The following is a 17530-nucleotide window of genomic DNA, read 5'->3' as shown; positions in this document are numbered from 1 at the left end:
CTTGGTTACCGTCTGCACATCCAACGATTTCTATACTCCGCCCATGACCCAGCCCAAATCGCGTCGCCGCCCGCCCTTCCTGCAAGCCCTGGCCTGGTTCCTTCCCGGTTTGCTGGCGGTTCTCGTCGCCGGCCTGGTCAACCATCCGCTGACCCTGATCCCGCTGCTGGCGGCCAACGCGCTGACCCTGGCGGCGGTGTGCCATGCGATCGGCTTCGACCCCGAGCCGCAGTTCATGCGTACCGTGCTGCGCCGCGGCGCCGCCCACCTGGTGATGTTCACCGGTTACACGGTGCTGGTATTCATCCTTGTCGCGTGGCCGATGATGCAGCTGACCCACGCGCCCAGCCTCAGCGCCGCGCTGATGCTGGCCGCGGCGCTGGTGCTGGCGCTGGTCTCGCTGTGGCGGCTGTGGCCGGCGTTCGGCCTGGTGTTCCTGTGGGACGACGCCTACCCGAGCCAGCGTGACGGTTCGTGGATATTCACCGCCACCTTGCGCAGCATCGCATTCGGCCGCCATCTGTCGCGCGAAGAGCGCTTCTTCAGCCACTTTCTTCCGGTCGCGTTCTCGTTGCTGGTGCTGGCCTTCGGCGCGGTTGCGCTGACCGGCCTGTACGGCGTGCTGCCAGACGAACCGCGCATCGCGGCGCTGGCGTTGTACGGCATCGTGCTGCTGCCGGCCGGATGTCTGGTAATCGCCAACCGCACGCTGCGCGCGTTGCTGTGCGAGAGCCGGCATGCGCGGCGGCGGGCCGATCTTGCGCCCGGCGCAGGGCATCGTCCGGTCCTCAGCGAAGTCGAACGCACCGCCGGCACGCCGGAACAGGCCGCCGCCCTGCTCGCCGCCACGCGTGACGGCGATATCGAACGGGCGCTGGCCCTGATTGAAGTCGGCGCCGATCCGGATACGGCACCAACGGCCGATGACCGTGACCAGCGTCCGGTGCTGATGCTGGCCGCCTTGTTGCCCGATACGCGCCTGCTGCGCGCGCTGATCGCCAAGGGCGCCGACGTGAATCGTTCCAGCGGTGGCATCACTCCGCTGCTGGCCGCCACCCGCGACAGCTGGCACGGCCGCGCCGAAGCGGTGCTGACCCTGCTGGCCAATGGCGCCAGCCCGCTGGTCACCGACGCCGAAGGCAACACCGCGCTGCATGGCGCCGTGCTCAGCGCCGACGCCGGCGTGGCCGCGATGCTGCTGGATGCTGCCGCGCCGATCAACGCCCTCAACCAGGCCGGCATCAGCCCGCTGGCCACGGCCTGCCGCGCGGCGAACTGGCCGCTGGCGAAATTCCTGCTGGAACATGGCGCCAAACCGGTGCTGGCCGAGGGCGAGCCGGCCCTGGTCGCCGCCAGCAGCATCGCCGACGACGATGTCGAAGGCGTGAAGCTGCTGCTGAAACACCGCGCCGCGGTGAACGCGTGTGACGCGCGCCACCGGCATGCCCTGCTCGGCGCCGCCGCCGAAGGCCACGAGCAGATCGCCCGTGCGTTGTGCGCGGCCGGGGCCGATGTGAACCTGGTCGACCAGCGCGGCAGCAGTGCGCTGATGGAAGCGGCGCGTGCCGGCGCCGGCGCCATCGTGCAACTGCTGGCCGAGTCGAAAGCCGACGCCAGCCTGCGCGACAGCCACGGCCGCGATGCACTCACGCTGGCCTGCCAGTCGCCCCATGCCGACGCTGGCACCGTGCGGGCGCTGCTCGCGCTCGGCGCCGACGCGAAAGCCAGCGGCAGCGACGGGCGCAGCGCGCTCGATCATGCCGCCGCGGCCGGACGCTGGGATCTGGTCGCCCTGCTCGATCCGGACACGCCGCTGCCGGCCAGCCTCAGCCAGGATGTGCTGGGCGAAGGCGCAGATACCCCGGGACACCTGCTGGATGCCTTGCGCTTCGGCCACTGGGCAGTCGTCTCCGGCTTCAGCGAGCGCGTGCGCGAATGGCCGCAAGCCGAACTGGCGCAGCTCTATCTGGATCTGGCCGCGCCCGGCCTCGCCGCCGGCCGTCGCTGGCTGCTCGACCACGGGCTGGATGCCGAAGCGCGCCTGGAAGTTCCGCGCATCGACGATGCCGACACCGGCGAAGCACCGCATCTTCCGCCGTTGGGTCAGCGCCTGTTCGATGCCTTGCTGACCCGCCTGCCCGATGCCACCGAAGCGCTCGACGATCTGCTGCAGGCCGGTGCCAGCCCTGCCGGCGCCGGGCTGCTGGCGCAGGCGCTGGCGCAGTTGAACGGCGCCGCCCAGGCGGCCGCGTTGCCGCAGCAGATGCTCGAACGTGGCGCCGATCCGTTCGGTCCGGACGCCCGCGCGCGCAGCCCGCTGCAGCTGGCTGCCGTCAACGGCCAGCTGGGCTTGCTGCAGGCGCTGCTTGAGCGCGGCTGCGATCCCGACAGCCGTGACCGCGACTGCCGCACGCCGCTGTTCGCCGCGCTGGAACATGGCGCGCAGGCGCTGCCGCTGGTGCGTGCGCTGATTGCCCACGGCGCCGACCCGGAAGCCACCGACGCGAATGGCGAAACCCCGCTGGGCCTGGCGCTGGGACACCCGGCGGTGGAACGCTGGCTGGACTGGCGCGACTGGACGCGGCCGAATCGCGCGCTGCGTGCCGAGGATCTGCCCGCTGCCGCGCGGGCCGGCGCGCTGGTCAGCGTGCAGCGACTTCTCGAACTGGGCTTCGCCGTGGACACCCGCGACGATCAGGGCGCCACCGCGTTGCTGCACGCCTGTGGCGCCGGCCATCGCGAGATCGCGGCCTGCCTGCTGCAGGCTGCCGCCGATCCGACGCTCGCCGCGCGCAGCGGCGTCACCCCACTCGCCGCGGCGGTCGCCGCGCGTCGCGAAGCCCTGGTCGCCTTGCTGCTGCAGCACCACGTGGCCATCGACCAGCGCCTGCCGAACGAGGCCACCGCGTTGATGGCCGCCGCCGCGATGGGGTATCCGGAGATCGCCGAACAGCTGCTGGATGGCGGTGCCGATATCCAGGCGGTCGACAGTGCCGGCCGCAGCGCCCTGCATGCGGCCGCGCAGTTCGGCTTCGAACACAACGACAGCCTGCGCGCGCGGCGCCTGTTCGACGTCCTGCTCAAGCGCGGCGCCGACATCAACCACGCCGACAACGAAGGCAAGACGCCGCTGCTGCTGTTGCTCGGCGCGCAACTGCGTCCAGGCAGCAGCTGCGACGCCACCCACATCGGCGCGCTGGTACCGCTGCTGCTGGATGCCGGCGCGCGGGTCGGGCATGCCGACCAGCGCGGCGTCACCGCGCTGCACGCCTGTGCCATGCATGCGCTGTTGCCGCCGGCGCGCGTGCTGCTGTCGCGCGGCGCCGACCGCCACGCGGTCGATGCCTTCGGCCGCACTGCCGCCGAAGTCGCCCGCCAGCTCGGCTACATCGACATCGCCCACGAACTGGCCGCTCGCAGCAACGCGATCCCCAGCGTACGGCAGACCTTGCGTCAGCCTGCGCAACCGGCTGACTGACTGCTTACGCGCAGTCTGCTAGCACCTGCGGCGGCAGTGCGCGCTGCGGCAGGCTGCGCCAGGCATCGATGACCTGCCCGACTGGCAACTGGTCGACCCGCCGCACGTCGGGCAGGCCTCCCAGCAAGCTCACTGCACTGCCGCTGGCGCTGCGCGGTTTCCACAAGTGTGGCGAGCGGCCACCCATCAGCACCACCAGCGGACAACCCACGGCGGCAGCCAGGTGCGCAGGGCCGGTATCCACCGACACCATGCTGTGGGCGCTTGCCAGCAAGGCCTTCAGGCGACCCAGCGGCAGCGCGGCCGCGGTGATCCGTGATGAAGCGGTAGCTGCAGCGTCCACCAGGGCATCGAGGTAGCCCGCCTCGGCGGCCGAACCGCAAAACAGGACCTGCGCCTGCGGCAGTTCGTCGACAATCGTCCGCGCGACGCGGGCCCAGCGATCGCTCGGCCAGGACTTGTCGTCATCATCAGCGTTGCGTACGCCGTTCCAGCGCATGGTGCGCTTGTTGGCTGGCTGCAACAGCACCAGCGGCGTACCAGCGATGCCGTTCGCACATCGCCAGGCCTCGGCATCGGCGTGCTCGGCGGCACTGACCTGCAACTGCGGCGCCGGCACGCCCGGCGTGAGTGATGCCAACGGTACGCCATCGAACGCCGACGGGGTGACGTCGGCAAAGCGCCACAGCCAGTCCACCCAATGCTCATCTTCGACCGACGGCAGATCCTCGATGAAGCTGCAGTAGCGCGGCGATATGCCCGCCAACGCCAGCATCGGACGGATCTTGGTGCGCGTGCGGTATGCGGGCTCGCAGACATACACGGGTGACTGGCGCCATGCCCTCAACGCGAGCGTCGCCGCCACCCGCTGCGGACTCAGCCACAACGGTCCGCCTTGTGCATTCAAGCGGATGAATCCACCCACTTCCGGTTGCCCCGCATACAACGCCGCAGGCCAGTCGCCCAGCGCCAGCAGCTGGCAGGGTCGGCCATAGCGCTGATGCAGTTTCTGCAGCAACGGTTGCAGCAGAATCGTGTCGCCAAGTCGGCCGAAGCGGATAACGAGCGGGGCGGGAAGAATGGACATGAACCTTTGCAACGCGCTGCCTGACAAGCTGTTGACAGCGGTCACGATCTTTCTCTCACGACCCCCTGCAGCACCCGCAAGAGCTGGCGGAAGTCGCAACAAGTTGCGACGTCGCCGTGCCTCTTGCAGGCAACGCCGATGCGGACCTACAGATCACCGTCCGGCACCGTGCCGACTGGGCGTTCCCGCTCGCGTTCGGCCGCCCGCTCGGCGTCGGCCTCGAACAGGCGCTGCAGATCGATAAGCGCATCGCGATTGCTCTGGATCAGCTTGGTCTCGTCGTCGTAGACCAGCGCCTGTTTCTTGAGCAGATCCTCGTCGTAGCGACGGAAACGCTCGACGCGATCCACCGCCAGCTCGTGTGACAGGCCAAGCGCCTCGAGCGTCTTGCGAGTCATCTTCAAGCTGGAATGGAAGGTTTCGCGCACCGGTTCCTCCACGCCCAGGTCCATCAGCCGGAACACGTGCTGGCGATTGCGCGCGCGCGCGATGATCTTCAGATGCGGATATTGCCGCCGCACCAGCCGTGCGGTGCGCAGGTTCGCCTCCGGATCGTCGGTGGCCAGCACGAACACCTCGGCCTTGTCGGCGTGGGCTGCGCGCAGCAGCTCCGGCCGCGCCGGATCACCGAAGAACAGGTCGATGCTGCCGAAGCGGCGCGACAGGTCCACCTGCTCGGCCGAATGTTCCAGCGCCACGAACGGAATGCCCTGCGCCCGCAACATGCGGGCAATGATCTGGCCGACCCGGCCGAAGCCGGCGATGATCACCCGCGGCGTCGCCGCGTCGATCGCGTCGAATTCGCGCGTCGGCTTCTTCGGCCGCAGATTCAGGCCGCGCGCCGCCAGTACCACCAGCAGCGGCGTCAACGCCATCGACAGGGTGATCGCCAGCACCAGCGCATCACGCTGCGAGGTGGCGATCAGCTGCTGTTCGGCCGCCTGCCGCAACACCACGAAGGCGAACTCGCCACCGCAGGCCAGCAGCACCACCAGGCGCAAGGTGTCCGAGCGGTTCAGACCGCCCAGCAGGCGCCCCAGCGGCCATAGCAGCAGTCCCTTCAGCAGCAGCAGTACCAGCACCAGCGCGACGATCACCAGCGGCCGGTGCAGCAGCAACAGGACGTCCATCGACATGCCGACGCTGATGAAGAACAGCCCCAGCAGCAGCCCCTTGAACGGCTCGATGTTCGATTCCAGTTCGTGCCGGTATTCCGAATCGGCCAGCAGCATGCCGGCGAGGAAGGCGCCCAGGGTTGCCGACACGCCCGCCAGCTCCATCAGCAAGGCCACCCCGGTCACCACCAGCAGCGCGGTGGCGGTGAACACTTCGGCCGAATCGGCCCTGGCCACGAAGCGGAACACCGGACGCAGCAGATAGCGGCCGCCGGCGATCACCGCCACGATCACCCCGACCGTGCGCAACACGGCGACCAGGTTGAAGTCCTGCGCGGTCGAGGAGGCCAGCAGCGGCACCGCGGCGATCAGCGGGATCGCCGCCAGGTCCTGGAACAGCAGGATCGAGAACACCTGCCGTCCGTAAGCCGAGCCGGCCTCCTTGCGCTCGGCCAGGATCTGCAGGCCGAACGCGGTGGACGACAGCGCCAGGCTGCCGCCGACGATCACCGCACCCTTGCCGGAGAGTCCGAACAGGTAATAGGCCCCCGCCGCAATCGCCACGCTGGTCGCCAGCACCTGCGCCATGCCGGTGCCGAACACCGAACGCCGCATCACCCACAGACGCTGCGGCGACAATTCCAGGCCGATCACGAACAGCATCAGCACCACGCCGAACTCGGACACCGCGGCCACGCCCTCGGTATCGCTGACCAGCCCGAGCAACTGCGGCCCGATCGCGACACCCGCCAGCAGGTAGCCGAGCACCGCGCCCAGCCGGAAGCGCTTGGTCAGCGGCACGGCGATCACCGTGGCCAGCAGGAACACTACCGCGGTCTGCAGAAAGTTGTGGCTGTCCACGCTCAGGCGGCTCCGGTCGGCGAGCTGCGATTATTCCACGCGAAGGGGGCGCACATGGCATGGGTGCAGCGATCCGCAGACACGGTTGCCGAAAAGATCAGGCCCGCACGAAGCGGGCCTGATCTTCAGACACGAAGCGATGGAACGGCTACTTCTTCGGCGCGTCCTTCAAGCCGCGGTTTTCCAGCATCGGCTCGATCTGCGGGTCCCGACCGCGCCAGTCCTTGTACATCTTCGCCAGCTCCTCGGTGTTGCCGCGCGACAGCACCATCGCGCGGAAGCGGTCGCCGTTCGCGCGGGTCAGGCCACCGTGTTCCTTGAAGCCAACGAAGGCATCGTCGGCCAGCATCTGCGTCCACAGATAGGCGTAGTAGCCGGCGGCGTAGCCGTTGCCCCAGATGTGCTGGAAGTAGCTTGAGCGGTAGCGTGGCGGCACGTAGCTCAGATCGATGCCGTCCTTCTTCAGCGCGGCGGCCTCGAACTGGTCGGCGTCCTGCAGCGGGGCATCGGCGCCGAGCATGTGCCAGTTCATGTCCAGCAATGCGGCCGAGACCAGCTCGGTCATGTTGTAGCCGGAATTGAACTTGCCGGCTTTCGTCATCTTGTCGACCAGCGCCTGCGGCATCGGCGCGCCGGTCTGGTAGTTCTTCGCGTAGTGGGCGAACACCTTCGGGTCGGTGGCCCAGTGCTCGTTGAACTGCGACGGGAATTCGACGAAGTCACGCGCGGTGCTGGTGCCGGACAAGGTCGGGTACTGCTCGTCGGCGAAGATGCCGTGCAGGGCATGGCCGAACTCGTGGAACATGGTGGTCACGTCATCGAAGGTCAGCAGCGCCGGCTGGCCCGCGGCCGGCTTGCTGAAGTTGCCGACGTTGTAGATCACCGGCTTGGTGCCCAGCAGTTTCGACTGGGTCACCAGGTTGTCCATCCAGGCGCCGCCGTTCTTGTTGTCGCGCTTGAAGTAGTCGCAGTAGAACAGCGCCAGCGAACTGCCGTCCTTGTCGAACACCTCGAACACGCGCACGTCCGGCTGGTACACCGGGATGTCCTTGCGCTCCTTGAAGGTCAGCCCGTAGAGCTGGTTGGCGGCGTAGAACACGCCGTTCTGCAGCACGTTGTCCAGTTCGAAATACGGCTTGATCTGGTTTTCGTCGAGGTCATATTTCGCCTTGCGCACCTGCTCGGCGTAGAAGTTCCAGTCCCACGGCTGCACCTTGAAACCGCCGTGCTGCTGGTCGATCACCGCCTGGATGTCGGTGGCCTCCAGCTTGGCGCGAGCGGTGACGGCGGGCACCAGGTCCTGCATGAACTTCAGCGCGGTTTCCGGCGTTTTCGCCATCTGGTCGTCGAGTTTCCACGCGGCATAGTTCGGGAAGCCGAGCAACCTGGCCTGTTCGGCGCGGATCTGCGCCAGTCGCTCGATGGTCTTGCGGGTGTCGTTGGCATCGCCCTTCTCGGCGCGGTTCCACGAGGCCTCGAACAACGCCTGGCGGGTATCGCGATCGGTCAGGTCCTGCAGCTCCGGCTGCTGGGTGGTGTTCTGCAGCGACAGCACGTACTTGCCGTCCTGCTTGCGATCCTTGCCGGCCTGGCTGGCGGCGGCCAGTTCGGCCTCGGACAGGCCGGCCAGCTTGGCCTTGTCGGCGATCACCGGCGCGGCATCCTTGGTGGCCGCCAGCAGCTTGTTGGTGAACGCGGTGCTGAGCGTGGACTCTTCCTTGTTGAGGTCCTTCAGCTTCGCCTTGTCGGCGTCGGACAACTTCGCGCCGGCGTGCACGAAGTTCCTGTAGACCACCTCGACCAGCCGCGCCGACTCGGGATCGAGCTTGAGCGTGTCGCGCTGGTCGTACACCGCCTGCACGCGCGCGAACAACTTGCTGTCGAGATAGATCGCATCCGCGTGCGCGGCGAGTTTGGGCGCCTCGTCTTCCTGCACCTTCTGCAGTGCGTCGTCGGTGTTGGCGCCGGTGACGGCGTTGAACGCGGTCATCACCCGATTCAGCATGGCGCCGGATTTCTCCATCGCCACATAGGTGTTCTCGAAGGTGGGCGCATCCGGGTTGCTGGCGATCTTCTCGATCTCGGCCATGTGCTGCTTCATGCCCTCTTCGATCGCGGGCTGGTAGTCGGCGTCATGGATCTTGTCGAACGGCGGCGCCTGGAACGGCAGCGTGCTGGCGCTGTAGAACGGGTTGCTGGTCATGTCGTTGGTGGCGGTGGTCGCAGCGGCTGTCTTCGAGCTGCTGGCGCTGGCGGCCGAAGCGGCGGGCGCGGGTGCATTGGCGGCGCCTTCCGGCTGCTGCGAGCAGGCGGCCAGGGCCATCGTGGTGGCGATCACTATCGTGCGCAGACGAAACATCGGTTTCCCCAAGTGGTGCGCCGTCAACGGGCGCGGAAGTCGTGACCGCCGACTCTAGCGAGAGCGCGGCCACTTTCCAAACCCCGGCGCTTCCGGGCGGCGCAGGATCCTGCGGCTCACGCGGCGCGCAGGTCGCGCAGTTGCCATGCCCCGCCGATCAGCAGATAGAGACGGTGGCGCACCACGCTCATCGGCAGGTCGGTGATCAGGTCCACTTCGGTATGCAGATCGGCGATGCGGGCATGCACCTGCGCCGCCGGATCGGTGGCGCCGAGGCTGCCGTCGACGGCGTCGGGATCAGGCTGGGCGGCGCGCCAGCGCTGGAACAGCTCGTCGCCGCGCAGGGCCTGCTGCAGGGTGGCGGCGAAATCGTCCGGCGCGACGCCGTCCCAGGAGAAACGCGGGTCGTCGCCGCGCGCGCGCGCGATATCGGCGATCGACAGGTAGTAATGATTGCGGGTCATGGTTGCTCCGGCGTTGGCAATGATGGCTATCCGAGCACAGCCGATGTGAAAGTCAGTCCAACGCGGCCACGGCGGCGGCCGCGGCGTGCAGATAACGACCAGCCTGGGCTGGCGCGATGCCGTGCGGCAACACGCCCAGGCACGGCGCCCGCAACAGTTCGCACAAGGTGGCGAGGTTTTCCTCCGGCGCTTCCATCGCCGGGTCGACGCAGTTGCCGATCCAGCCCAGCAGGCGGCAGCCATCGGCAACGATTGCCCGCGCACTGAGCTGGGCGTGGTTGAGGCAACCCAGCCGCATGCCCACCACCAGGATCACCGGCAATTGCCACTGTCTTGCGATGTCCGAAGCGAACAGGCCCGGCGCCAGCGGCACCAGCCAGCCGCCGACGCCTTCGACCACCACGCCGGCGTGACGCCCGGCCAGCTGTTCGAACGCCGCACGCAGCGGCGCCAGGCTGATCTCCACGCCGTCATGGGCCGCCGCCAGATGCGGCGACAGCGGGTCGTGCAGGGCGACCGGATTGACCAGCGCATACGGCAGGTTCGCGTCGCTGCCCGCCGCCAGCAGCGCCAGCGCATCGTCGTTGCGCAAGCCGTCGGGTGTTTCCATGCAACCGCTGGCGACCGGCTTCATGCCACAGACGTCGTGACCCGCGGCGCGCAGGGCGTGCAGCAAGGTGCACGCCGCATGGGTCTTGCCGATGCCGGTGTCGGTGCCGGCAATGAACACCGCCATGCTCATGCCGGCGGGTGACGCCGATCGAACCGGTCCGCCACCGGTCCGATCAGGAACAACAGCGAATACACCAGACCGGGAAGCGACCACATCCAGCCCGGTACCGACAGCGGCATCAGCAGGGCGACCAGGGCGGAGACCAGACCGATCATCGCCGGCACGCTCCAGATCTGCATTTCGCGACGCGCAGCCAGGTTGTCCAGCCCGCGACGCGTCGCGACCTTCGCCGCATCCCGGAACAGCAGGGTCAGCGTGCCGGCCATGCAGGCGTAGGCCAACCCGTAACAGGTGAACAGCGTGCGCATGTCAGCCGGACCACTCACCGTGAAATCGCTCGGCAGACAACCTCCGCTGATCCAGGCAAACACCCCGGAGAACACCATGTGCAGCGGATAGACGAAGATCATCGCGAAGAACACCAGCAACAGCGACAACCAGCGGCCGCTGGCGTCCGCACTGTGGCAACGCTTGCGCCAGCGCACGTGGCCGTGCCAGAAAAACGCGATCTGGAAGAAACACACGGCAAATGCGGGAATGCCACCCAAGGCATGCAGCAGCTTGTCGGTGCTGTCGGGAATCGATTCGCCGCCGATCAGCAGCAAGGTGAGGATGAACGCGAACGCGCCGTCCACGAACATGTCCAGCCGTCCCGCCTCGATCCCCTCGCGCTGCTCGGTCAAGCTCATGCTGCATCCCCTGATGATCGCTCGGCGCATAATACGGGCTTTGCCGCGGAACGCATCGCATGTTCGACCTGAAAACCCAGACCTACGCCAGCAAACGCGAACACTATGCCGACCTGGTGCAGCAGGCGCGCGGCATCCTCGCCGGCGAACGCGACCTGATCGCGAACGCGGCGAATTTCGGCGCACTGATCTACCACAGCCTGGCGCAGGTGAACTGGGCCGGCTTCTATCTGTACGACGGCAGCGAACTGGTGGTCGGCCCGTTCCAGGGCAAGCCGGCGTGCATCCGCATCGCGCTGGGCCGCGGCGTCTGCGGCACCGCCGCGCAGACCCGCCAGACCCAGCTGGTACGCGACGTCAACGCGTTCGCCGGGCACATCGCCTGCGACGCCGCCTCGCAATCGGAAATCGTGGTGCCGCTGGTCAAGGCCGACGGCAGCCTGCTCGGCGTATGGGATGTCGACAGCCCGGAGATCGATCGGTTCGACGAGGAAGACCGTGCCGGCATGGAGGCGCTGTGCGCCGTGTTCATGGCCGCCGTGCAGGGCTGACGATCACGACGCGCGATCCGGGCGGGCCGCTGCTCAGCGTTGGCGATCTTGATGCGCGCCTGCGCGCGGCGTGGCCAGCAACGTCATCACCGCCTGTCGCGCTTCCTCCACGCCAGTACCGGCGGAAGAGGAGAAAATCTGCGCGGTGGCATGCAGGCCTTCGGCGGCGAACTGCTTGCGCAGCGCAGCCAAGGCCTGGGTGGCCTGGCCGCGCGAGAGCTTGTCGGCCTTGGTCAGCAGCAGGTGGCAGGGCAACTGGGTGGCGAAGCAGAACTCCAGCATCTGCCGGTCGAACTCCTTCAGCGGGTGCCGGATGTCGACGATCAGCACCAGCCCACGCAGGCTGCGGCGCTGATGCAGGTAGGCATCGATCTCCAGTTTCCAATGCTCGCGCATTTCCAGCGGCACCTTGGCGTAGCCGTAGCCGGGCAGGTCGATCAGGCGCACGTCGGTCGCCGTGGGCAGGCTGAACGCGACCATTTGCTGGGTGCGCCCGGGCGTCTTCGAGGTACGCGCCAGACCCTTGTGGTTGGTCAAGGCATTCAGCGCGCTGGACTTGCCCGCATTGGAACGACCGGCGAACGCCACCTCGGCGCCCTGATCGGCAGGAAGCTGGCTGATGCGGTGGGCGGCGAGCACGAATTGCGCGCTCTGAAGAGGATTCGACATGAGGATGGTTTGACCAAGCTGGGGTGGCGCAGGGATAATTCTTCGGTTTCTGCCTGTTGCGGGCCTTGTGGCCACAATCTCCGGCAGTGTTTGCAAGTCTCTCGGGAGTCAAGTGTATGAGTTTTCGGTCCGCTGGTTTTCGGCCCGCTGTTCTCGGGTCCGCCCTGGCCGTCGTTTTCGCGCTGTCTGCCAGCGCGGCGATGGCGCAAGATGCCAAGCCGGAGACCGCGGCACCCGCTGCCGCCAGCACTGCTGCCGCGGCTCCCGCCGCACCGGCGGTCACTGCCGCTGAAGCCCCGGCCAAGCCCGGCGACGCCGCCGCGGGTCAGGCCAAGGCGGCCGTTTGCGGCGCCTGCCATGGCATGGACGGCAACTCGGCCGATGCGCAGTACCCGAAGCTGGCCGGCCAGAGCGAGCAATACATCGTGCGCCAGCTGACCTCGTTCAAGGCCGCCAAACGCCAGAACCCGATCATGATGGGCATGGCCGCGCCGCTGTCGACCCAGGACATGCACGACGTTGCCGCGTATTTCGCCAGCAAGACGCCGTTGCCGGGCGTGGCCGACCAGGCCCTGGTCGAGCACGGCCAGACCCTGTTCCGCCAGGGTGACGCCACTCGCGGCGTCCCCGCCTGCATGGCGTGCCACAGCATCGATGGCCGCGGCAATCCGGGTGCGATGTATCCGCAGTTGACCAGCCAGCACGCGCAGTACGTGGAAGCGACGCTGAAGTCCTGGCACGACGGCACCACCTGGGGCGACGATGCGCACGCGCAGATCATGCCGGCCATCGCCAAGCAGCTGACGGCCGACGACATCGCCGCCCTGGCCAGCTACATCGAGGGCCTGCACAGCGCCGAGCCGCAACCCGCCGCCACTCCCTGATCGAACCCGCGCCGACCTTTCAGGGTCGGCGCGCTGGTCTTGTGCCCCACGTTGCCGAGGTTTGCCATGTTGAAGCGTTTGCCGTTCCTGTGTGCCGCCCTGCTGGTCCTTGCCGCCTGCAGCCATGACAGCAACAACGGCAGCGCCACCGTGACACCGGCACCGGCGACCGCCAGCACGGCGGCCGCCGCAGCGCCGGCCACTCCCGCGAGCAGCGCCATGCCGGCGGCTGCCAGCAGCACCGCGGCCGCCAGCGCCACCACGCCGGACCAAGCCGCGGCCAGCGCGGCGACGCCGGCCGCAGCCGCCGCGCCCTTCGTCGACAACGGCAAGTGGGTCGAGGGCAAGAACTACTTCCGCATCGATCCGGCGCAGCCGACCAGCCATCCCGGCAAGATCGAGGTCACCGAGGTGTTCTCCTACGGCTGCCCGGCCTGCAACGGTTTCCACACCACGGTCGACCAGATCGCCAGGACGCTGCCGGCCGGCGCGGTGATGAACTACCTGGCCGCCTCGTTCCGCCCGGACGAAAACTGGCCGATGTACCAGCGTGCGTTCTACACCGCGCAGGCACTGGACCTGGTCGGCAAGACCCATGACGCGATGTACGACGCGGTGTGGAAGAGCGGCGAGCTGTCCACCTACAACCTGAAGTCGAGCGGGCTCAAGCCGCACGATGCATGGCCGACGATCGAGGACGCGGCGAAGTTCTACGCCAAGTACGGCGTCGATCCGAAGGAATTCGTCGCGGTCGCCAACTCGTTCAGCGTCAACACCCAGCTCAAGCGGGCCGACGACCTGATGAAGGCCTACGGCGTGGAAAGCACGCCGACCATGATCATCAACGGCAAGTACCGTTTCACCGCCAGCGATGCCGGCGGTTACGCGCAATCGATCGAGCTCACCCAGTGGCTGGTGGCCAAGGAAGCGGCTGGCAAGTAAGCCGCTTCGGTTAAGCTGGCCCGTCGGCATCCCCACTGTCCAAGCGAGAGTCCCATGTTCCAGCGATTCGCCTGCCCACGCGCTTTCCTGCTGATCACCGGCCTGCTGCTGGCCAGCGCCTGCACCGCCCAGTCCGGCACGCCTGATCCGTACACCGAAGGCACCGAGTACGTCACCCTGCCCGCGGCGCAGCAGCAGCGCTACAGCAGCGAGGGCAAGGTCGAAGTGGTCGAGGTGTTCTCCTACGGCTGCATCCATTGCGCCCACTTCGCACCGGTGGCCGACGCACTGGCCAGACAGTTCCCCAAGGGCGTGCAGTTCAAGCTGGTGCCGGCGCCTTTCAGCGCCGAGTGGGTGCCGTTCGCGCGGGCGTTCTACGCGGCCAAGCAGCTGGGCGTGCTGGATCGCACCCACCTGGCATTGTTCAACGCGAAGTTCGAGCAACACTATCCGATCAATTCGATGGACGAGCTGGCCGACTTCTACGCCCGCGAAGGCGTCGACCGCGCCGCGTTCATGCGTGCCGCCACCGCGCCGCAGACCACCGCGCAGATGAAGAGCGACCTCGCGCTGATCCAGAAGTGGCAGGTGGATGGCACGCCCACCATCGTGATCGACGGCAAGTACCGCGTCGCCGCGGTGCACTCCTACGACGAGATGGTCGCGGTGACGCAGTGGCTGGTGAAGCGCGAGCTGGCCGGCAAGTAAGCGCTGGCCGGCAGCGGACGGCTGGTATGGCGTTCACACCGGGTGGATCATGCTCACCGCACCCTTCGCACATGAAGTCATGTGCCGCCCCCTTTCCACGCAGCACCCCGTCATGACCCGCGCCCCTGCCCCTCCCGCCGCCCCTGCAGAGCGCCAGTTGCGCCTGCTCAGCTGCAACATCCTTGCCGGCGCCAGCGTGCAGCGTTATCGGCAGTACGTGACCCGCAGCCTCAGCGCGGTGCTGCCGGGGCGCAGCAAGATGGACAACCTCGACCGGCTCGCCGAGGTGCTTGCGCAATTCGACGTGATCGGGCTGCAGGAAGCCGATGCCGGCAGCCTGCGCTCGGGCTTCCTCAACCAGACCCGCTACCTCGCTGAAACCTCCGGCCTGCCGTTCTGGAGCCACCAGCCGAACCGCGCGATGGCCAAGCTGGCGCACTCGGCGAATGGACTGATCAGCCGGCTTGAACCGCATTCGGTGATCGACTATCCGCTGCCCAGCCGCATCCCCGGGCGCGGCGCCCTGCTGGCGCAGTTCGGCGAAGGCGACAACGCCCTGGCGGTGATGATTGCGCACCTTTCGCTGAGCGCCCAGGCGCGTGCGCGCCAGCTCGGCTTCATCGCCGAACTGTTGCAGGATTTCCCGCACGCGGTATTGATGGGCGATCTCAATGCCGAGCCCGACAGCGCCGAGATGAAGCACCTTTTCGCCAGATCGACGCTGCAGCCGCCGGCGCAATCCACGCCGACCTTTCCCAGCTGGAAGCCGCGGCGCGCACTGGACCACATTCTCACCTCGCCGGCGATCACCCTGGAGAAAACCTGGGCGCTGCCGCAGGCCTTCTCCGATCACCTGCCACTGGCCGCGGAGATCCGGCTGCCGGCCACGGTAGGCACCCAGGCCTCGATCAAGCGCAGCCGATGAAAACGAAACGATGGCAACTCGCGTGGCCGTGGCTGGCGCTGCTGCTGGTGGCGCTGCTGGCCGGCTGGCTGCGCTACGGCGTGGTCGAACCCGGTTCGATGGCGCAGCGATGCGGCGCCGGCGAAGCGCCGTGGTGGTGTCCGTGGCGACAGGCGCTGGTGCTGGGTTTCCTGCACAACGTGTATGGCCTGGCCGCACTGTTCGCCAGCGCGCTCGCGCTGCTGTGGCCACGCCCATGGCTGGCCTGGCTGGCCGCCGCGCTGGGCATCGTCGCACTGCAACTGTACTGCTTCGAAAGCGGCGCGCTGGCGGCGCTGGTCGGCTGCCTACGCCTGCTCAGGCTGCAGGCGCCGCGCGCGCCACCATCCGGCCAGCACCGGCACCGCCAGCAGCAGGTTGACGCCCAGCCATAGCCAGGCCACCACGGTGAGGCCGGCTTCCTGCACCACGATCACCACCGCCAGCAGCGGCAGCACGCAGGCCAGGAAGCGTTCCTCCAAAAGCGGCAGCGGCGGCCGGCGGCGATCGGACAACCAGCCAAGCAGCGCATGACCCGCGCACGGCAGCAGGAACAGGCCCAGCGGAAAGTCGCGATAGCGGCCATCGACCACCAGCAGCAAACCGTAGAACGCCAGCGCGAACAGCCAGCCCAGTCGCCAGCCGACGCGCGGCATCGGCAGGATCGCCACGCCGCCCAGCCGCGCGGCGATCCAGTGCGCCAGCCGCAACGCGGTCAGCAGGGCCAGCACGCAGGCACCCAGCGACACCGTCCATTCCCAGGCATCGCGACAGGCATAGTCCATCTGCCGCCATTGCCAGGCCAGTGCGCCGCCGCTGGCCGCACCGGCCAGCGCCAGTGCCAGCCAGCCGCGCGCGCCCTGCCAGCACCGCCGCCAGGCACCAACCAGCATGAACAGTGCGGCCCCGGCCACGCCAGCCAGCCAGCCGGCCCACCAGCGCGGTGCTTCGGTCACCGGCCCCTGCATCGCGAACTTGGGCCGTGCCTGGGCGTCGAAGATGCCCCAGTAGCCGCCGGCGGTGCCTTCCTGCGCGCGCTTCCACGGCTGGTCGAAGGCCTCGATCACGTTGTACGGCACGTGCACGCTGGCGGCGTACCGCAGGAACTCGCGCAGATAGCGCGCCTCGTTGACCACGCTGGCACTGGCTGCCTGACGCGGACGCCCGGCGCTGGGCCAGCCGGTTTCGCCGATCATCACCAGCCGGCCGGGAAAGGCCTGCTGCACCTGGGCGTATACCGCGGCCACGTGCTGCACCGCGCGCTCGGGCGGCACCGGCTGGTCTTCCCAATACGGCAGGATGTGGATGGTCAGGTAGTCGACCGACTTGCCCAGCTCGGGATGGCGCAGCCAGAACTCCCACACATCGGCATAGGTCACCGGCACGCTGACCGCCTGGCGTACCTGCTGCAGATAGCCAGCCAGTTGCGCCGGCGACAGTTCGCCGCGCAGCAGCACCTCGTTGCCGACAATCACCCCGCGCAGCACCTGCGGATACTTGTTCGCGGTGGCGATGCCCAACCGCACCTGCTCGGCGTTCGCCTTGGCGTCACCGCCCAGCCAGATCCCCATCAGCACCTTCATGCCATGGCGTTCGGCAATCGCCGGCACCTCGCTCAGGCCCTGCCCTTGCGAGTAGGTGCGCACGCAGTCGAAGCGCTGCGACAACGCCGCGAGATCGGCATCGATGCGTTCGGCGCTGATATGGGCCTGCGGATCCAGCGGTGTTTCGCCGGCGCGGCGGAACGGCGCGTAGGAAACGCAGGCAATTCGCGCCGAGGGTGCATCGGGCAGGCTCACCGGACGACCGAGCGCCCACCACCAGTACGCCGCCGCGCCCGCCATGAGCACCAGCGCGAGCCACGCCGGCCAGGCGCGACGAAGAACCGGCAAAGCTGCTGGTGACATGCCCATCCCGATGAGTTCCGATGCGTTCCGACAAGACGTGCGAATGAAGCGCGACAGCTTAACAGGGCGATCGCCACGCACTCACCGAATGCCGACAAGTCGGCGCGGGGCATCCACTACACTGGTGGTGATCTGCCGCA

The 17530-nt window shown here is 68.0% G+C and carries 15 protein-coding genes; 7 read left to right on the top strand and 8 right to left on the bottom strand.

From position 1 onward, the window contains the following. Nucleotides 1-43 precede the first annotated feature (43 nt). Nucleotides 44-3478, top strand: coding sequence for an ankyrin repeat domain-containing protein (locus ACQGNJ_RS00360; RefSeq protein ID WP_426687260.1), 3435 nt, complete (start codon nucleotides 44-46; stop codon nucleotides 3476-3478). A gap of 4 nt (nucleotides 3479-3482) precedes the next feature. Here the strand turns inward: ACQGNJ_RS00360 and ACQGNJ_RS00355 are convergent, their stop codons facing one another. The 6 genes from ACQGNJ_RS00355 to ACQGNJ_RS00330 form a co-directional block, all read right to left on the bottom strand. Then, a complete protein-coding gene (locus tag ACQGNJ_RS00355; RefSeq protein ID WP_426687259.1) occupies nucleotides 3483-4565 on the bottom strand; it encodes a glycosyltransferase family 9 protein in 1083 nt (360 codons plus the stop codon). A 146-nt stretch (nucleotides 4566-4711) separates the two neighbouring features. Next, nucleotides 4712-6541 (bottom strand): monovalent cation:proton antiporter-2 (CPA2) family protein, encoded by a 1830-nt coding sequence (locus ACQGNJ_RS00350; protein WP_426687258.1) that lies wholly within the window; start codon nucleotides 6539-6541, stop codon nucleotides 4712-4714. A 148-nt stretch (nucleotides 6542-6689) separates the two neighbouring features. Next, nucleotides 6690-8900 (bottom strand): peptidyl-dipeptidase Dcp, encoded by a 2211-nt coding sequence (dcp, locus tag ACQGNJ_RS00345; RefSeq protein WP_426687257.1) that lies wholly within the window; start codon nucleotides 8898-8900, stop codon nucleotides 6690-6692. A gap of 116 nt (nucleotides 8901-9016) precedes the next feature. After that, nucleotides 9017-9364 carry a hypothetical protein gene (locus ACQGNJ_RS00340; RefSeq protein ID WP_426687256.1) on the bottom strand — a complete coding sequence of 116 codons (348 nt, stop codon included), beginning with the start codon at nucleotides 9362-9364 and terminating at the stop codon, nucleotides 9017-9019. A 52-nt stretch (nucleotides 9365-9416) separates the two neighbouring features. Next, entirely contained in the window at nucleotides 9417-10106 is a 690-nt protein-coding gene (gene bioD, locus ACQGNJ_RS00335) for a dethiobiotin synthase (RefSeq protein WP_426687255.1), read from the bottom strand. After that, complete coding sequence (locus ACQGNJ_RS00330) at nucleotides 10103-10786, bottom strand: TMEM175 family protein (protein ID WP_426687254.1); 684 nt, start codon at nucleotides 10784-10786, stop codon at nucleotides 10103-10105. The genes bioD and ACQGNJ_RS00330 overlap by 4 nt, the downstream gene beginning before the upstream one ends. 59 nt (nucleotides 10787-10845) lie before the next feature. On the opposite strand from ACQGNJ_RS00330, the gene ACQGNJ_RS00325 reads away from it, so the two are divergent. Further along, nucleotides 10846-11337 (top strand): GAF domain-containing protein, encoded by a 492-nt coding sequence (locus ACQGNJ_RS00325; RefSeq protein ID WP_426687253.1) that lies wholly within the window; start codon nucleotides 10846-10848, stop codon nucleotides 11335-11337. A gap of 33 nt (nucleotides 11338-11370) precedes the next feature. Here the strand turns inward: ACQGNJ_RS00325 and yihA are convergent, their stop codons facing one another. Further along, the gene (yihA, locus tag ACQGNJ_RS00320) at nucleotides 11371-12006 is read right to left on the bottom strand and encodes a ribosome biogenesis GTP-binding protein YihA/YsxC (protein WP_426687252.1); all 636 of its coding nucleotides are present in this window, start codon (nucleotides 12004-12006) and stop codon (nucleotides 11371-11373) included. A gap of 116 nt (nucleotides 12007-12122) precedes the next feature. Between yihA and ACQGNJ_RS00315 the strand changes: the two genes are divergently transcribed. From ACQGNJ_RS00315 to ACQGNJ_RS00295, 5 genes are all read left to right on the top strand, one after another. After that, nucleotides 12123-12890, top strand: coding sequence for a c-type cytochrome (locus ACQGNJ_RS00315; protein WP_426687251.1), 768 nt, complete (start codon nucleotides 12123-12125; stop codon nucleotides 12888-12890). 66 nt (nucleotides 12891-12956) lie between these two features. Then, on the top strand, nucleotides 12957-13832 hold the full coding sequence (locus tag ACQGNJ_RS00310; protein WP_426687250.1) for a thiol:disulfide interchange protein DsbA/DsbL: 876 nt from the start codon (nucleotides 12957-12959) through the stop codon (nucleotides 13830-13832). Nucleotides 13833-13886: 54 nt separating this feature from the next. Continuing rightward, complete coding sequence (locus tag ACQGNJ_RS00305) at nucleotides 13887-14540, top strand: thiol:disulfide interchange protein DsbA/DsbL (protein ID WP_426687249.1); 654 nt, start codon at nucleotides 13887-13889, stop codon at nucleotides 14538-14540. A 112-nt stretch (nucleotides 14541-14652) separates the two neighbouring features. Beyond that, a complete protein-coding gene (locus ACQGNJ_RS00300) occupies nucleotides 14653-15465 on the top strand; it encodes an endonuclease/exonuclease/phosphatase family protein (protein WP_426687248.1) in 813 nt (270 codons plus the stop codon). Continuing rightward, the gene (locus tag ACQGNJ_RS00295; protein ID WP_426687247.1) at nucleotides 15462-15878 is read left to right on the top strand and encodes a hypothetical protein; all 417 of its coding nucleotides are present in this window, start codon (nucleotides 15462-15464) and stop codon (nucleotides 15876-15878) included. Before ACQGNJ_RS00300 ends, ACQGNJ_RS00295 begins: the two co-directional genes overlap by 4 nt. Here ACQGNJ_RS00295 and ACQGNJ_RS00290 read toward each other — a convergent pair. Then, nucleotides 15792-17390 carry a glycoside hydrolase family 17 protein gene (locus tag ACQGNJ_RS00290; protein ID WP_426687246.1) on the bottom strand — a complete coding sequence of 533 codons (1599 nt, stop codon included), beginning with the start codon at nucleotides 17388-17390 and terminating at the stop codon, nucleotides 15792-15794. The two genes, ACQGNJ_RS00295 and ACQGNJ_RS00290, sit on opposite strands and share 87 nt — an antisense overlap. Nucleotides 17391-17530 lie beyond the last annotated feature (140 nt).

Origin of the sequence: Rhodanobacter ginsengiterrae (assembly GCF_050026815.1) — a bacterium.
In the GTDB taxonomy this organism is placed as follows: Bacteria; Pseudomonadota; Gammaproteobacteria; order Xanthomonadales; family Rhodanobacteraceae; genus Rhodanobacter; species Rhodanobacter ginsengiterrae.
The sequence above is the reverse complement of the archived record's forward strand: the minus strand, read 5'-3'. Positions and strand labels throughout refer to the sequence as shown.

Coding starts and splice junctions, on each gene's coding strand:
- ACQGNJ_RS00360 (WP_426687260.1), top strand. CDS start 44: ATGACCCAGCCCAAATCGCGTCGCCGCCCGCCCTTCCTGCAAGCCCTG.
- ACQGNJ_RS00355 (WP_426687259.1), bottom strand. CDS start 4,565: ATGTCCATTCTTCCCGCCCCGCTCGTTATCCGCTTCGGCCGACTTGGC.
- dcp (WP_426687257.1), bottom strand. CDS start 8,900: ATGTTTCGTCTGCGCACGATAGTGATCGCCACCACGATGGCCCTGGCC.
- ACQGNJ_RS00340 (WP_426687256.1), bottom strand. CDS start 9,364: ATGACCCGCAATCATTACTACCTGTCGATCGCCGATATCGCGCGCGCG.
- bioD (WP_426687255.1), bottom strand. CDS start 10,106: ATGAGCATGGCGGTGTTCATTGCCGGCACCGACACCGGCATCGGCAAG.
- ACQGNJ_RS00330 (WP_426687254.1), bottom strand. CDS start 10,786: ATGAGCTTGACCGAGCAGCGCGAGGGGATCGAGGCGGGACGGCTGGAC.
- ACQGNJ_RS00325 (WP_426687253.1), top strand. CDS start 10,846: ATGTTCGACCTGAAAACCCAGACCTACGCCAGCAAACGCGAACACTAT.
- yihA (WP_426687252.1), bottom strand. CDS start 12,006: ATGTCGAATCCTCTTCAGAGCGCGCAATTCGTGCTCGCCGCCCACCGC.
- ACQGNJ_RS00315 (WP_426687251.1), top strand. CDS start 12,123: ATGAGTTTTCGGTCCGCTGGTTTTCGGCCCGCTGTTCTCGGGTCCGCC.
- ACQGNJ_RS00310 (WP_426687250.1), top strand. CDS start 12,957: ATGTTGAAGCGTTTGCCGTTCCTGTGTGCCGCCCTGCTGGTCCTTGCC.
- ACQGNJ_RS00305 (WP_426687249.1), top strand. CDS start 13,887: ATGTTCCAGCGATTCGCCTGCCCACGCGCTTTCCTGCTGATCACCGGC.
- ACQGNJ_RS00300 (WP_426687248.1), top strand. CDS start 14,653: ATGACCCGCGCCCCTGCCCCTCCCGCCGCCCCTGCAGAGCGCCAGTTG.
- ACQGNJ_RS00295 (WP_426687247.1), top strand. CDS start 15,462: ATGAAAACGAAACGATGGCAACTCGCGTGGCCGTGGCTGGCGCTGCTG.
- ACQGNJ_RS00290 (WP_426687246.1), bottom strand. CDS start 17,390: ATGTCACCAGCAGCTTTGCCGGTTCTTCGTCGCGCCTGGCCGGCGTGG.